At 40.4% G+C, this 15,952-nt stretch carries 15 protein-coding genes; 12 read left to right on the top strand and 3 right to left on the bottom strand.

Going from position 1 to position 15,952, the window contains the following annotated elements; translation table 11 throughout:
* Position 1: 1 nt before the first annotated feature.
* The 5 genes from PSE60_RS17010 to tatC all read left to right on the top strand — a co-directional run bounded on the left by PSE60_RS17010 (position 2) and on the right by tatC (position 3,991).
* Positions 2 to 655, top strand: a complete 654-nt coding sequence (locus PSE60_RS17010; protein WP_272666212.1) for a ubiquinone biosynthesis accessory factor UbiJ — start codon at positions 2 to 4, stop codon at positions 653 to 655.
* Positions 642 to 2,276 carry a ubiquinone biosynthesis regulatory protein kinase UbiB gene (gene ubiB, locus PSE60_RS17005; RefSeq protein ID WP_004914885.1) on the top strand — a complete coding sequence of 545 codons (1,635 nt, stop codon included), beginning with the start codon at positions 642 to 644 and terminating at the stop codon, positions 2,274 to 2,276. Before PSE60_RS17010 ends, ubiB begins: the two co-directional genes overlap by 14 nt.
* Before the next feature lie 113 nt (positions 2,277 to 2,389).
* Positions 2,390 to 2,671, top strand: a complete 282-nt coding sequence (tatA, locus tag PSE60_RS17000) for a twin-arginine translocase TatA/TatE family subunit (protein ID WP_096865125.1) — start codon at positions 2,390 to 2,392, stop codon at positions 2,669 to 2,671.
* A 3-nt stretch (positions 2,672 to 2,674) separates the two neighbouring features.
* The gene (tatB, locus tag PSE60_RS16995) at positions 2,675 to 3,220 is read left to right on the top strand and encodes a Sec-independent protein translocase protein TatB (protein ID WP_210835778.1); all 546 of its coding nucleotides are present in this window, start codon (positions 2,675 to 2,677) and stop codon (positions 3,218 to 3,220) included.
* 3 nt (positions 3,221 to 3,223) lie between these two features.
* Positions 3,224 to 3,991, top strand: coding sequence for a Sec-independent protein translocase subunit TatC (tatC, locus tag PSE60_RS16990; RefSeq protein WP_004914879.1), 768 nt, complete (start codon positions 3,224 to 3,226; stop codon positions 3,989 to 3,991).
* A gap of 76 nt (positions 3,992 to 4,067) precedes the next feature.
* On the opposite strand, the gene rfaH is transcribed toward tatC, so the two are convergent.
* On the bottom strand, positions 4,068 to 4,562 hold the full coding sequence (rfaH, locus tag PSE60_RS16985) for a transcription/translation regulatory transformer protein RfaH (protein WP_272666211.1): 495 nt from the start codon (positions 4,560 to 4,562) through the stop codon (positions 4,068 to 4,070).
* Between the two features lie 165 nt (positions 4,563 to 4,727).
* On the opposite strand from rfaH, the gene pepE reads away from it, so the two are divergent.
* The 3 genes from pepE (at position 4,728) to fre (ending at position 7,753) form a co-directional block, all read left to right on the top strand.
* Complete coding sequence (gene pepE / locus PSE60_RS16980; RefSeq protein WP_210835767.1) at positions 4,728 to 5,453, top strand: dipeptidase PepE; 726 nt, start codon at positions 4,728 to 4,730, stop codon at positions 5,451 to 5,453.
* 112 nt (positions 5,454 to 5,565) lie between these two features.
* The gene (gene ubiD, locus PSE60_RS16975) at positions 5,566 to 7,041 is read left to right on the top strand and encodes a 4-hydroxy-3-polyprenylbenzoate decarboxylase (RefSeq protein WP_272666210.1); all 1,476 of its coding nucleotides are present in this window, start codon (positions 5,566 to 5,568) and stop codon (positions 7,039 to 7,041) included.
* 10 nt (positions 7,042 to 7,051) lie between these two features.
* Complete coding sequence (gene fre / locus PSE60_RS16970) at positions 7,052 to 7,753, top strand: NAD(P)H-flavin reductase (RefSeq protein WP_272666209.1); 702 nt, start codon at positions 7,052 to 7,054, stop codon at positions 7,751 to 7,753.
* Between the two features lie 494 nt (positions 7,754 to 8,247).
* Here the strand turns inward: fre and fadA are convergent, their stop codons facing one another.
* Positions 8,248 to 9,414, bottom strand: coding sequence for an acetyl-CoA C-acyltransferase FadA (gene fadA, locus PSE60_RS16965; protein WP_272666208.1), 1,167 nt, complete (start codon positions 9,412 to 9,414; stop codon positions 8,248 to 8,250).
* Between the two features lie 4 nt (positions 9,415 to 9,418).
* Positions 9,419 to 11,611, bottom strand: a complete 2,193-nt coding sequence (fadB, locus tag PSE60_RS16960) for a fatty acid oxidation complex subunit alpha FadB (RefSeq protein WP_272666207.1) — start codon at positions 11,609 to 11,611, stop codon at positions 9,419 to 9,421.
* A gap of 257 nt (positions 11,612 to 11,868) precedes the next feature.
* Between fadB and pepQ the strand changes: the two genes are divergently transcribed.
* Genes pepQ through hemG form a run of 4 tightly spaced genes read left to right on the top strand, consistent with a single transcriptional unit; the run spans position 11,869 to position 15,882 of the window.
* On the top strand, positions 11,869 to 13,203 hold the full coding sequence (gene pepQ / locus PSE60_RS16955; protein ID WP_210835757.1) for a Xaa-Pro dipeptidase: 1,335 nt from the start codon (positions 11,869 to 11,871) through the stop codon (positions 13,201 to 13,203).
* Positions 13,203 to 13,817 carry an IMPACT family protein gene (locus tag PSE60_RS16950; protein ID WP_210835755.1) on the top strand — a complete coding sequence of 205 codons (615 nt, stop codon included), beginning with the start codon at positions 13,203 to 13,205 and terminating at the stop codon, positions 13,815 to 13,817. The genes pepQ and PSE60_RS16950 overlap by 1 nt, the downstream gene beginning before the upstream one ends.
* Before the next feature lie 28 nt (positions 13,818 to 13,845).
* Positions 13,846 to 15,297: a Trk system potassium transporter TrkH gene (trkH, locus tag PSE60_RS16945; RefSeq protein WP_004914863.1), complete on the top strand. Its 1,452-nt coding sequence runs from the start codon at positions 13,846 to 13,848 to the stop codon at positions 15,295 to 15,297.
* Positions 15,298 to 15,357: 60 nt separating this feature from the next.
* Positions 15,358 to 15,882: a menaquinone-dependent protoporphyrinogen IX dehydrogenase gene (hemG, locus tag PSE60_RS16940; RefSeq protein ID WP_210835753.1), complete on the top strand. Its 525-nt coding sequence runs from the start codon at positions 15,358 to 15,360 to the stop codon at positions 15,880 to 15,882.
* Positions 15,883 to 15,952: the final 70 nt, after the last annotated feature.

The following is a 15,952-nucleotide window of genomic DNA, read 5'->3' as shown; positions in this document are numbered from 1 at the left end:
GATGGAAGCACCATCAACACATACCGAAAACCAAAATACAGTTTTGTATTCTTTGATCACAGCATTGATGGAAACCTCTCTTAACCACATGTTGTTCAAAGAAAAAGTTCTACAGCCGGCTAGGATGCGTTTGGCTGGCAAAGTTATGGCAATTGAACTTAAAGAACTGAATAAAACGTTGACACTCGTTTTTGCTGAAAATCATGTTGATGTGTTAAGCCAGTGGGTTGAGCCTGCGGACTGTACCATTAAAACATCCATCTTTACGCTCGTTAAATTGAAAGACAAACAGCAATTAGCTCAACTTATCAATCGTGGTGATATCGTGATTGAAGGTGATATGCAAATTGTACAGCACTGGTCTTCTTTGCTTGACTTAGCTATTTGGAACCCTGCTCATTATCTGTCACCTTACATTGGTGATGTTGCAGCAGAGGGCCTTAGTAAGTTCCTGAATAAAGGTGTTTGCTTTGCATCTCATTTAGTAAAACGGCAAAAAACGTATATCAAAGACGCCATTGTTGAAGAATGGAAAATGGCACCTAGCCAGCTTGAACTCGCTCATTTTAGTGATGAGGTCGAGCAAGTGGAATATTCAATGAGTGCGCTTGAGCAACGGTTAAGCCAGTTGGAGGAGAAGCATGACACCCGGTGAAATAAAACGACTTTACTTCATTATTCGGGTTTTTCTCTCTTACGGATTAGACGAGTTAATCCCCAAAATTAAACTAACGTTACCATTAAGAATTGGTCGCTTAGGTTTCTTTTGGATTAGAAATAAGCATAAAGACAAAGCATTGGGTGAAAGGCTTCGTCTCGCCCTACAAGAACTCGGGCCGGTTTGGATCAAATTTGGCCAAATGCTATCGACTCGTCGAGATCTTTTCCCTCCAGCAATCGCAGATCAACTTTCGCTATTGCAAGACAAAGTCGCGAGTTTTGATGGCAAACTAGCACGAAGCTATATTGAAGAATCTCTCGAAGGTCCTTTAGAACAGTGGTTTGATGATTTTGATGAACAAGCTTTAGCTTCAGCATCTATTGCTCAGGTTCATACCGCAACATTAAAAGAAAATGGCAAAGATGTTGTCATCAAGGTTATTCGCCCAGATATTCTGCCAATTATTAAAGCTGACATTAAATTAATGTACCGCATTGCCAATTGGGTTCCGTTGTTGCCAGATGGGCGGCGATTAAGACCAAAAGAAGTCGTGCGTGAATACGAAAAAACGTTGATTGATGAGCTGAATTTGCTTCGTGAATCAGCAAATGCCATTCAGCTCCGGCGTAATTTTGAAAACAGCGCAATGCTGTATGTGCCAGAGGTCTATCCAGACTATTGTCGTGAAAACGTGATGGTCATGGAACGTATATATGGGATCCCAGTTTCTGATATTGCTGCGCTTAAAGCGCAAGGAACCAATATGAAACTGCTGGCAGAACGTGGCGTTAAAGTCTTCTTTACACAAGTTTTTCGCGACAGTTTTTTCCATGCAGATATGCATCCAGGAAATATCTTTGTTAGTTACGATCATCCAGAAGATCCTCAATACATAGGGATAGACTGTGGAATAGTCGGTTCATTGAACAAAGAAGACAAACGTTATCTGGCAGAAAACTTTATTGCTTTTTTTAATCGTGATTACCGCAAAGTAGCAGAACTACACGTTGACTCAGGCTGGGTTCCTTCAGACACGAATGTGGAAGACTTTGAGTTTGCTATCCGTACGGTATGTGAACCTATTTTTGAAAAACCATTGGCTGAAATTTCGTTTGGGCAAGTGCTATTGAATTTATTTAATACAGCACGTCGGTTCAATATGGAAGTTCAGCCACAGTTGGTATTATTACAAAAAACATTATTGTATGTTGAAGGGTTGGGGCGGCAGCTTTACCCGCAGCTTGATCTCTGGAAAACAGCAAAACCATTCCTTGAGGATTGGGTTCATAGCCAAGTAGGGATACCAGCAATTACTCAAGCATTGAAAGAAAAGGCACCGTATTGGGCAGAAAAAATGCCTGAAATTCCTGATTTAATTTATGGTGCATTACGGCAACATAAGTACTTACAATCAAACATAGACCAATTAACGCAACAACTGAAAAGTCAGCGTAATAAACAGCGTAAATCTCAGTACCTTTTAGGTATAGGTGCCACATTTATTCTCTGTGGGAGTATGTTCCTTATTTCGAATCTCACCCCGTTTGGTATTGTGTTTATGGTGGCAGGAGCATTGTCTTGGTTGTTTGGTTGGTGTAAAACAGGCGGAAATTAAGTAAACTTTGTTTTGCGACAAGTTTATAAGGCTGTGAACATTTCCGTATTTTGTGTTGGTTGTATATAATAGATCTAACAACAATTGATCCCAAAACTATAGAGGTATTAACAATGGAATCAACTATTGCAATGGCTGCTTTCGGTAGTCCTTGGCAACTCATTATCATTGCTTTGCTTATTATTTTAATTTTCGGCACCAAAAAATTGCGTTCTTTAGGCTCGGATTTGGGGGAGTCACTCAAAGGCTTTAAAAAAGCAATGAGCGATGACGAAAAAGCAAAAGCAGAGCAAGAAAAGCAAGATGCTGACTTCGCACCTAAAAATATTACGGAACAACAGGCTGCTGAAAAGAAAGAAAGCCCAGTTGAGAGCAAAAACAAAGAGCAGGGTTAAACCGTGTTTGACATAGGTTTTAGTGAACTGTTGCTTGTTGCAGTTATTGGTCTCGTTGTATTAGGCCCTGAGCGGTTACCAGTGGCAGTGAGAACTGTCGCTGGGTGGATCCGTGCGATGCGCTCTATGGCTGCAAATGTACAAAACGAGTTATCGCAAGAATTAAAGCTGCAGGAACTACAAGAAACGCTGAAAAAGGTGGAAGAAAAAGCGAATTTAGAAGCGCTTTCTCCGGAACTTAAGCAGTCTATGGAAGAACTGCGTACAGCGGCACAATCGCTTAAAAGCGATTACCAAGCGACAACTAATGATATTGAAACAGAGTTAAACAAAGCAAAAGAGATCACTGACAGTTACGATAGTGCTGTAAAGGAAGCGAAAGATAATACTCAGCAACCTGAAGAGTCTGATCCAAACCCTGAACATGCAGCCAAAATGGCGGCAGTTGTTGAGGAGGATGAGAAACCGGAAGATTCAGCAGCCGTGAAAAAAGTAGAGTCACTCGATGCTAATGTAAAAAACTCTAATCAAACTGAAAGTGAAAAATAACACATGGCTGTAAATGATACACAACCACTTATTAGCCACCTCATTGAACTTCGTAAACGGCTACTCAACTGTTTAATTACAGTTTTAATTGTTTTTGCTGCGCTTGCTTATTTTTCGAATGATATCTATCGGCTGGTTGCAGCTCCTTTGATTGATAAGCTGCCAGTAGGTTCGCAAATGAGTGCGACGGATGTGGCGTCTACATTCTTTACCCCAATTAAATTGACAATGATGGTTTCGGTTTTTGTATCGATCCCAGTTATTCTCTATCAAATATGGGCTTTCATTGCACCTGCCTTATACAAGCATGAACGTAAACTCATGTTGCCTTTGCTTGTTTCAAGTAGTTTCTTGTTCTATTTGGGAATGGCATTTGCCTATTTTGTTGTTTTTCCGCTCGCATTTGGTTTTTTTGTTAAAACAACGCCAGATAGCGTTAATTTTATCCCGGATATCAGTAAATACCTTAGTTTCGTCATGACATTATTCATGGCTTTCGGTGCTGCATTTGAAGTCCCTATTGCAATTATTTTACTGTGTTGGACAGGCGTCACTACACCTGAAGCCCTAAAACGTAAACGTCCTTATATTTTAGTCGGGGCATTTATCGTTGGGATGTTTTTAACGCCGCCAGATGTACTCTCTCAAACTTTACTTGCTGTTCCTATGTATTTGCTCTTTGAGCTCGGTGTTTTACTATCCAATTTCTATGTTGGAAAAGGTAGAAATCGACAAGAAGGTGCAGAGGAAGAAGAAAAAGAAGAGTCCTGATTTGTATTAACCTATTGTTATTCAATACAGAATGATGAAAAGCCCTCTAGGAAGGGCTTTTTTATTGCTTCAATACTCAATCTGTATTTTTTTTAAACTGTGTATTATCAACTACTTTGGGTACGCTTTTATTTAAAATATTCAGTAAAAGAATAGAACGGTACTCACCATTAGGTTCACCAAAAATAGCTTGTACACCCGCAAAAATACCTTCGGTAATAGTCACCTGGTCACCATGCTTTGGTATATCTGGTGCGACGGAATAACTAATAGGAGTTTGTTGTAGTAGTTCAATAATTTCTTCAGGGACTTCCGTCGGCAATTGGCCAAAACGAATAAAATGGCTGACCCCTCTCGTTGACTGGATTGTTGTCGTATGAATTTCATTATGATCAAATTTCACAAATAAGTAATTTGGAAACAGAGCTTCTTGCACAGTCGTTCTTTTTCCTCTAACCACTTTTTCCATTTTAGTCATGGGCGTCATACAAACAACATTCTGTCGACTTAAATGCTCCATAGCGCGCTCAATTTGGCCTCGTTTGCAATAAAGCAAATACCATTTTTCCATTTTTTTGAATTCCATCTGACAAAACTATGTTTATGATAACAAATTACGACATAACAATGTGACTAATGAATAACAGCACCATATCATTGATATTCATCAGTCTATATTAATCGAATATAGTCTTATGATAACTGTAATGCAAAAACCAAATCAGTAGGAGACATAATGGATATCTTTTTGTTGAGTAACGGCAAGCTAGCAGGCAATCCTGTATGGCTAAGTTACGCCTTACCTCGAATCAAAGAAATGATTACTCGTAAGAATATAAAGTCAGCAGTTTTGGTTCCTTATGCTGTTCTTCGCGGCTCACATGACGAAAGAGCAGAGCAGCTTTCCGAAGCATTGGGGATAAAAGTTACGTCAATTGAGCATTTTTCTAGTCCAGTGGACGCGATTGAACAGGCAGAATGCATTCTTGTAAGTGGTGGCAATACTTGGTGGTTGAATAAATGCCTACATGAGAATGGATTGATCGTTGCGATTCAACGCGCAGTTCGTGAACGTGGCGTGCCATATATCGGCTGGAGCGCAGGATGTAATGTAGCGACGCCAAGTATTCGTACTACGAATGATATGCCTGTAAGTAACGCAGCAATTATGCCATCTCTGGGGTTATTCCCATTACAAATTAATCCTCATTATATTGATGCACACATCTCTGGTCATATGGGAGAAACTCGTGATGAGCGATTACAAGAATTTTGTGTGATTAATCCTCATGAAGTTGTTGTTGCACTCAGGGAAGGAAGTGGGTTACAAATTAAAGGTAATGAACTTCATTATTTCAGCGGAAAAGATGAAGGTTTTAAACTATTTCAGCATAATAAAACATTCTCAGAGCAATTTAATACATTACTATTAGAAAAATTAGTCCCTTTTGATTGCCAGTAAAATGGTATACTAAACCAGAAAAAGATTGATTTTTAAGTGCTTTAGACAGTAACTTGTAACCTTGGCCGGACGTCTTATAATGGGACTCCCTCTGTAACAGTAAAAGAAGATAATGAAATACCGTGACCTTAGAGATTTCATCTCGCAACTTGAAAAACAAGGCGAGCTAAAACGCATTACAATGGAAGTCGACCCCTATTTGGAAATGACAGAAATTGCAGATCGTACACTAAGAGCAGGGGGACCGGCCCTATTATTTGAAAATCCCAAAGGCTATAACATGCCTGTCTTGTGTAACCTGTTTGGAACAACTAAACGTGTTGCGATGGGGATGGGGCAAGAAGACATAAAAGCTTTACATGATGTAGGCAAATTACTGGCTTTTCTGAAAGAGCCTGATCCACCGAAAGGTTTTCGTGACCTTTTTGATAAGCTTCCAAAATTTAAACAAGTGTTGAATATGCCAGCTAAACGGTTAAGTTCAGCGGCTTGTCAGGAACAAATTTGGGTTGGTGAAGACGTCGATCTCACAAAAATCCCTGTTATGCATTGTTGGCCAGAAGATGCTGCTCCTCTAATTACATGGGGGCTGACAGTAACTAAAGGCCCACATAAAGAAAGGCAAAATTTAGGTATTTATCGTCAGCAAGTTCTTGGAAAAAACAAAGTTATTATGCGTTGGCTGTCTCATCGCGGTGGCGCTTTGGATTTTCAAGAATGGTGCCAAGCACATCCCGGTGAAAAATTCCCTGTTGCAGTTGCCCTTGGTGCAGATCCTGCGACCATTTTAGGTGCGGTAACACCAGTTCCTGACACATTATCAGAGTACGCTTTTGCGGGGTTATTGCGCGGTAATAAAACCGAGGTTGTTAAATGCATATCGAATGACCTAGAAGTTCCTGCTGGCGCTGAAATTATTTTAGAAGGGTATATTGAGCCGGGTGAAATGGCTCCTGAAGGCCCTTATGGTGACCATACTGGTTATTATAATGAAATAGATAATTTCCCAGTATTTACGGTGACTCATGTGACTCAGCGTCGTGATGCAATTTATCATTCAACTTATACGGGAAGGCCACCAGACGAGCCCGCAGTATTAGGGGAAGCGTTAAACGAAGTCCTTGTTCCCATTCTTCAAAAACAATTTCCTGAAATTGTTGATTTTTATCTTCCACCTGAAGGGTGCTCGTATCGTCTTGCCGTTGTGACAATGAAAAAACAATATGCAGGACATGCTAAAAGAGTCATGATGGGAGTCTGGTCATACCTGCGCCAATTCATGTACACTAAGTTTGTTATTGTTTGTGATGATGATATTAATGCACGAGACTGGAAAGATGTCATCTGGGCAATTACAACCCGTATGGATCCTGCTCGTGATACCGTGATGATGGAAAACACGCCCATAGATTATCTCGACTTCGCTTCTCCTGTATCAGGATTAGGCTCAAAAATGGGGCTTGATGCCACCAATAAATGGCCGGGTGAAACAGATCGTGAGTGGGGGCGTCCTATCGTAATGACAGAGAGCGTTAAATCTCGCATTGATGATATTTGGGAACAGTTAAATATTTTTGACACAAAATAAGAGGGAAACCATGGCAACTTTAAGCTGTAAAGTAACATCTGTTGAATCTATCACGGATACGGTTTATCGGGTGATTTTGTTGCCAGATGGTCCTTTTCATTTTAAAGCAGGTCAATATTTAATGGTTGTGATGGATGAGAGAGACAAGCGACCATTTTCAATGGCTTCTACACCGAATAATAAAGAAACTATTGAATTACATATTGGTGCTTCCGAGATTAATTTATACGCAATGGCTGTCATGGATAGAATTTTGGACCAGAAACGTATAAATATTGACATTCCTCACGGTAAAGCTTGGTTTCGGGAAAATAGCAGTAACGCAATGATCTTAATTGCAGGTGGAACTGGTTTTTCCTATACCCACTCTGTATTACTTGCGGCTTTAGCTGAAAACTCGAATCGTGACATAACTTTCTATTGGGGAGGGCGCCAATTGGAGCACTTATATGACCTTGGTGAATTGCAGGCCCTCAGTGAAAATTACCCTAATTTGAAAATTGTTCCAGTTGTAGAGCAACCAGACGAACTATGGCGTGGTAGAACAGGAACAGTCCTGAGCGCAGTATTAGAAGATTTTGGCGATTTGTCCAGTCATGATATCTATATCGCAGGTCGCTTTGAAATGGCTAAAATAGCGAGAGAGCGGTTTTGTAATGAGCGAGGAGCTAAGGCTGAACAACTCTTTGGTGATGCTTACGAATTCATTTAACCCGTCCTACTTCAAATTGTAGGGGTGTTGGCTTCGCTCATTCGCCCTAGTCACATACTTTTGTATGCTCCTAGGGGTTCATTCGCTTACCGCCTATCGATAATCTGAACTATGAGGGTTAAACTCGTCATGGTTTTTGCGTGAACTCAGACCCGTTCAAATTGTAGGGGGATTGACCTCACTCATTCGCCCTAGTCACATACTTGTGTATGCTCCTAGGGGCTTATTTACTTACCGCCTATCGATAATCTGAACTGTGAGGGTTAAACTTGTCATGGTTTTTGCGTGAAATCAGACCCGTTCAAATCGTAGAAATGTTGGTCGCCCTAGTCACAGACTTTTGTATGCTCCTAGGGGCTTATTCACTTGCCACCTATCGATAATCTTTGAATTTATCGTGGCTATTTGGCCAGAAAAAGGCAAAAAAAAAACCGCCCCTGACTAGGCGGGAACATCGACAAAATACAATGTTTGCGAAAACTAAAACTAAATTGTTAAACACGCTCAATAATTGTAGCAATACCTTGGCCGAACCCGATGCACATGGTGGCTAAACCAAATTGTTTATCGTTTTGTTCTAATTGATTAAGTAATGCTGTTGAAATCCTTGCCCCTGAGCATCCCAAAGGATGGCCTAGCGCAATAGCTCCACCACTGAGATTTACTTTATCATCTAGTTGGTTTTCTGATAGCTTCAAGCCTTTTAAGCATGCAATAGATTGCGCCGCAAAAGCTTCATTTAATTCGATAATATCAATATCATTTAAAGTTAGTCCTGCGCGCTTTAAAGCAAGTTCACTTGCTGGTACTGGTCCAAATCCCATGATCGACGGGTCGCAGCCAACAACTGCCATTGCGCGTATTTTAGCTCGAGGTTTAATGCCTTGCTGTGTGGCATAACTTTCGCTGGCTAGCAGCATCGCAGATGCACCATCAGATAGAGCAGACGAATTACCTGCAGTCACTGTACCACTAATAGGGTCGAAGGCGGGGCGAAGAGCGGCTAAGCCTTGAAGGTTTGCATCAAAGCGAATCACTTCATCATAATTTACTGAAATGAGGTTACCTGTGGCATCATGGCCACTAATTGGAACGATCTCGTTATTGAACTTCCCTTTTTCCGTTGCTAGGGCTGCAAGTTGGTGAGACCTTAATGCAAATGCATCTTGCTCTTCTCGGCTAATTTTATACATTTTGGCAAGCATTTCAGCGGTCAGTCCCATAGCGCCTGCGGCTTTAGCAACGCGTAAAGTCAGTTTAGGGTTGAAATCTATACCATGAGTCATTGGGACGTGGCCCATATGCTCAACTCCACCAATGAGTACTGATTTTGCATCACCAGTCATAATTAACCGGCTCGCATCATGTATCGCTTGCATTGATGAACCACAAAGGCGATTTACTGTAACGGCAGGAACCGTATGAGGTATATCTGTGAGTAATGCTGCATTTTTCGCAATATTAAACCCTTGCTCTAGTGTTTGCTGAACGCAACCCCAGATGATGTCATCCAATTCTTTTTTACTTGCGTTTGGATTACGTTCAAAAATCGCATTCATGAGGTGCGCAGAAAGGTCTTCAGCTCTAACATGGCGAAATACCCCACCTTTTGAACGGCCCATAGGTGTACGTATTCCATCAATAATGACGACATTTTCCATAGAATTAACCTCTCGCAACTTTTTTGACATCAATCGCCACTACTGGTGGCTGTGGGTAATATCTTGCATTGGTAGATGCTTTTTCTTTTAAGCCATTAGGCGCATGATATAGAGGACTTAAATGCTGTAAAGACTCCGTTGTTTTTAAGTAAGATTGACTACCTAAGGTATCTAAATAGCAGAATACTCCGCCTCTAAATGGTGGAAAGCCTAAACCGTAAACTAAAGCAATATCTGCATCCGAAGGGCTTTGGATAATGCCTTCCTCTAAGCAACGAACAACTTCGTTGATCATTGGAGCCATCATTCGAGCAATAATTTCTTCTTTGGTGAAAGAGCGTCTTGTTGAGCAAATAGTAGCAAGTAGTTCATCAGCCCGCGGGTCATCAACTTTTTTCGGTTTCCCTTTTTTATCTTTTTCATATTGATAAAACCCTTGGCCATTTTTTTGGCCAAAGCGTTGTTGTTCATACATCACATCAATGGCATTTTTGCCTTTTTTTCCCATTCGTTCAGGAAAACCTTGAGCCATAACTTGCTCTGCATGAAAGGCAGTATCAATACCAACCACATCAAGGAGATAAGCAGGTCCCATTGGCCAGCCAAACTCTTTTTCCATGACTTTATCTATTTCTCTAAAGTCAGCTCCATCTTGTAACAGTAAGTTAAAGCCAGCAAAGTAAGGGAAAAGTACTCGGTTAACAAAGAAGCCAGGGCAATCATTGACAACAATAGGGGTTTTCCCCATTTTATTGGCGTAGGCAACAACCTTAGCAACCGTGTTATCAGAGGTTTGTTCTCCGCGAATAATTTCGACTAATGGCATTCGATGCACAGGGTTAAAAAAGTGCATTCCGCAGAAATTTTCTGGGCGCTTTAGTGATTTAGCAAGGATTGAAATTGGAATAGTTGATGTATTTGAAGCCAGTATAGTTTCACTTGTTACTAAGGACTCAACTTCAGATAATACAGCGGCTTTGACTTTTGGGTTCTCAACAACGGCTTCAACGACGATTTGGCTATTTTCTACGCCATTATAAGATAATGAAGGGTGAATAGATGATAAGGTTGCCGCCATTTTTGCAGCTGTAATTTTTCCACGCTCAAATTGGTTATTTAATAGCTTTTGTGCTTCTTCAATCCCTAATTCTAATGACTTAACATTAATATCTTTCATTAAAACAGGTACGCCTTTGCTGGCAGACTGATAAGCAATGCCTCCGCCCATAATCCCTGCGCCTAATACGGTGGCATGTGTAGGAATATCAACATGTTGTGCGATTTTTTTACTATTTGACTTAACTTGTTGGTCATTTAGAAAAATATTCACTAACGCACGTGCAACATCACTATGTGCTAGAGGAACAAATGCTGCTGTTTCATGCTTCAAGGCCTCATCGCGAGTACAGTTTGCTGCCTTTTCTATTGTATTCACCGCAGCCATAGGGGCTGGATAGTGTTTGCCTGCAACCTTATACACCATTCCCTTAGCGACATTGAAACTCATCGTTTGCTCAATAGGCTTCAATTGCAGAGGACTAAGTTTAGGTTGGCGTTTTTGCTGCCAATTGAAGGCTCCGGTAATTGCAGATTCAATGACTTGTAGCGCTGATTGTGCGAGAGCTTCTGTATTAACAACGGCATCAATAAGGCCAAATTTTAAAGCTTGAGAGGCATCGATATCTTTACCCGCAGTAATAATTTCTAATGCGCTATCCAAACCAATTAATCGAGGTAGCCGAACAGAACCACCAAAGCCAGGCATGATCCCAAGTTTTGTTTCAGGAAGCCCAATTCGGGCATCAGGAGAGGCGATACGAAAATCAGTGGATAAAACACATTCACAACCACCACCTAGTGCATAGCCATTAATGGCGCAAATCGTTGGAACAGGCAAGTCTTCAATACGATTAAAAATACTATTAGCGTAGTGTAACCAATCGCTTAGTGTTTCTTTTGATGCTTCAAAGAGTGACAGAAACTCTTTGATATCAGCACCAACAATAAAAGCGGGTTTATCAGAACGGAAAATTACACCTTGCAGCTCGGTTTGTTGCTCAAGAACAGACACGGCTTCATCAAGTGAAGCAACGGTGTGGGTATCCAATTTATTAATTGGCCCTGGTGAGTTAAAAACCAGTTCTGCAATCCCTTGTTTCAACCATTGAATATAGATAGTGTCACTTTGATAAAGCATTCTGCTCTCCTCTACGTGGTAGTGTTATCTGGTACGACCAGATGAAAAGAGTGTGACTAGAATGTTAATTAATTGCAAATGATTAATGACAAAAATGGAAGGTTGGTCACAGCAATTAAGTGGAATAATTAATGATTTTAATGATAAACGTATTATATATCAATTGGTTAATTAAGGTTTGCAACAGAGTGCATATCCGTTAATAACAGAACGTGGTAAGCTTAATTTTTCTAATTAATGCTGAAAGGTTGAAGGAAATGGAAAAACTGACTGCACTCTACGCTGAACACATTAAAACGTTACAAAACAGAACTCAGCAAGTTTTACAGCGCAGCAAATTAGATGCCATATTGATTCATTCAGGTGAACCCCTACGCATCTTTCTTGATGATAGCGACTATCCGTTTAAAGTTAACCCTCATTTCAAAGCGTGGGTACCTGTTACCGATGTTCCACATTCATGGTTATTAGTTGATGGTATAAATAAGCCTAAGCTATGGTTTTATTCTCCCGTTGACTATTGGCATAGTGTTGAGCCACTACCAAACAGTTTTTGGACTAAAGATATTGAGTTAATCCATTTAAAAAATGCGGATGACATCAAAACGTTTCTCGCAAGCTTATCAAAAGAAAATGTCGCCTATATAGGCTCAGCAACAGCACGAGCAGAATCTTTAGGGATTTCTTTGCATAATATCAATCCCAAATCGGTTTTAGATTACTATCATTATCATCGTTCTTATAAGACAGATTATGAGCTTTACTGTATGCGAGAAGCTCAAAAAATGGCAGTAAATGGACACCTTGCGGCTCTCGAAGCATTCCGAGCAGGTATGAGCGAATTTGATATTAATGTCAGTTACTTACAATCCACCGGTCATCGAGATACTAATGTGCCTTATGGTAACATTGTTGCGCTGAATGAAAATGCGGCGGTATTACATTACACTAAACTGCAGCAAACAGTGCCGAACGAATTACGCAGTTTTCTTATTGATGCAGGCGCTGAATATAATGGCTATGCTGCTGATATTACGAGAACTTATGCGGCGAAAGGTAAAGACGAATTTGCTGAATTGGTTGCAGATGTCAATACAGAACAGCTTGCTTTAATTGATACGATTAAGGCGGGGGTTCGCTATACAGATTATCACGTGGATATGCATCATAGGATTGCTAAGATACTAATTAAACATGATATTGTTAAAGGTATTAGCGAAGAGTCGATGGTGGAATGTGGCTTAACAACGCCGTTTTTGCCTCATGGTTTAGGCCATCCTCTTGGGCTACAAGTTCATGATGCTGCTGGTTTTATGCAAGATGATAGTGGTACTCATCTCGCCGCTCCTAAAATGTATCCATTCTTGCGTTGTACTCGTGTTTTAGAACCTAAAATGGTGTTAACTATTGAGCCAGGGCTCTACTTCATTGAATCTCTGTTATCTGAATGGAGAAATGGAGAGTTCAGCCAGCACTTTAATTGGGATAAAATTGAGTTCTTCAAACCTTACGGTGGGATTCGTATTGAAGATAATATCGTGATCCATGCAAATCGTATTGAGAATATGACTCGAGATTTACATTTACGTTAATGAAACCTTATTTAATACCGGCTGAAACCATTTCTTTTACAGAAGAGATCAAAAAAAGCCAATTTATTACGTATTTAGCTCATACAGATGGTATTGAAGCGGCAAAAGATTACATTCAATCGATTAAAGCTCAATACCCAGATGCCCGGCACCATTGCTGGGCATTTGTTGCTGGTCGGCCTGATGATTCACAAAAATTGGGGTTCTCTGATGACGGGGAGCCGACAGGAACAGCAGGAAAACCCATCATGGCGCAACTATTAGGTAGCAACCTAGGGGAGGTTACCTGTGTTGTTGTACGTTATTTTGGTGGGATAAAACTAGGCACTGGTGGGCTAGTTAAAGCTTATGGAAATGGTGCTCAGCAAGCATTAAAAATATTACCAACAAAGACAAAAGTACCACAAAAAATCTTTAATTTAGTGTGTGACTATTCATTGATTAATGCGATTGAACAACTGCTTGTCCAGGTGAATGGCACGGTTTTACACAGTGATTATAATGAAACTGTCTCTTTACAAATTGCAATTCCTGCTACTCTTGAGCAGGAAGTCAATGATAAATTACGCGATATAAGCCGTGGAGCCATAACGCTCACGTCAGAATCACAATAGTAAACAGTTTTATCAAGGAACCTGCCGAATGCATTTTCGTGCAATAACCCGTATAGTCGGGCTGCTTGTCATCATCTTTTCTTTTACCATGGTTATTCCTGGTATTGTTGCGCTAATTTATCGTGATGGTGCAGGGCGAGCTTTTAGCCAGACTTTTGTCACTGCTTTGCTAATTGGCCTTTTTTTGTGGCTACCAACCCGTAATAGCCGGCACGAACTGAAAGCGAAAGAAGGTTTTCTTATTGTTGTTTTATTTTGGACGGTACTGGGAAGCGTAGGGGCATTGCCTTTTATTTTTTCTGAAAGACCTAATCTTTCAGTAACTGATGCTTTTTTTGAATCGTTTTCAGGCTTGACGACGACAGGTGCGACAACGCTAACAGGGCTTGATTCCCTGCCCAAAGCTATTTTATTTTATCGGCAGATGCTTCAATGGCTTGGGGGGATGGGGATTATTGTACTTGCCGTTGCAATTTTGCCACTTTTGGGCGTCGGGGGAATGCAGCTATATCGCGCAGAAATGCCTGGTCCTTTGAAAGACAATAAAATGCGGCCTCGTATTGCAGAAACAGCAAAAACATTATGGCTTATCTATGTACTGCTAACGATTGCCTGTGCAGTTGCTTTATGGATAGCCGGTATGGATGTTTTTGATGCTATTTCTCACAGCTTTTCGACTATCGCTATTGGTGGGTTTTCAACTCATGATGCCAGTATTGGTTATTTCAATAGTCCTGCGATTAACACTATCATTGGTATTTTCCTGATTATCTCTGGTTGTAACTTCGGTTTGCACTTTGCAGTATTAACTGGACGTAGTTTAGGGATTTATTGGCGCGATCCTGAATTTAGAATGTTTATTAGCTTCCAGTTTGTCTTGGTGGTTATTTGTACCTTAGTACTTATGTTCCATTCTGTTTATAGTAGCTTTGGTCAAACACTTGATCAGGCATTCTTCCAAGTCGTGTCCATGGCGACAACGGCTGGATTTACGACAGATAGCTTTTCTGGTTGGCCTCTTTTTTTACCTATGCTGCTATTGTGCGCCGCATTCGTTGGAGGATGTGCAGGCTCGACAGGTGGTGGGTTAAAAGTTATTCGTATATTGTTACTTTTCTTACAAGGCTCGCGTGAGTTAAAGCGCCTAGTTCACCCAAATGCAGTCTACACAATCAAATTAGGGCAACGCGCATTACCTGAAAGGATCATCGAAGCTGTTTGGGGGTTCTTTTCTGCATATGCACTGGTCTTTGTTGTCAGCTTATTATTACTGATTGCTACAGGGGTTGATGAATTCTCTGCTTTTTCAGCAATTGCAACGACACTGAATAACTTAGGGCCTGGGTTAGGGACTGTGGCTGATAATTTCACAACGATGAACCCTACAGGGAAATGGATATTAGTTGTCACGATGTTATTTGGGCGTTTGGAAGTTTTCACTTTATTAGTGCTACTGACTCCCACTTTTTGGCGTGAATAGTTGGGTACAATTAATAAATAATATTACCTATATAGAAATGATATTAATTTAGGAACAATAATGAGCTACTTACTTTTACACTCCAGTACGGATGGGCAAACTAAAAAAATTATTCTAAAAATAGCGGAGCAACTGAGAAACTCTGGTCGTGAATGTGATATTCGTGATTTAAATACTGACCAACAGCTTAATTTATCAGGCTACGATAAAGTATTAGTAGGGGCATCCATTCGTTATGGGCACTTTAATAAAAAGCTACAACGCTTCGTGCTTTCTCATCAAAATCAATTGAACTCAATGAAGACGGGTTTTTTTGCTGTAAATTTGACGGCAAGAAAAGAAGGCAAGAATACGGTAGAAACCAACGCATATACGCGAAAGTTTTTAGAAGCATGTCCTTGGAAGCCGACATTGAAGTCTGTTTTTGCCGGAGCGCTGTTTTATCCACGCTATACATGGTTTGATAGAATGATGATTCGTCTAATAATGAAAATGACGGATGGTCCAACCGATCCAAAAACAGAGATTGAATATACTAACTGGGAAAAGGTTGCTGAATTCGCGGTTGAATTTGATGATTTGTAGTTCGTAATTTCAACAAAACGTAGTTATTTTGTGTGATTTGTTTAATAATTCATCGCTTGGTAAAATAAAT

The sequence above is a fragment of the Providencia sp. PROV174 genome, from assembly GCF_028480685.1.
GTDB lineage: Bacteria > Pseudomonadota > Gammaproteobacteria > Enterobacterales > Enterobacteriaceae > Providencia > Providencia rettgeri.
This window is presented reverse-complemented; position numbering and strand designations above follow the sequence as displayed.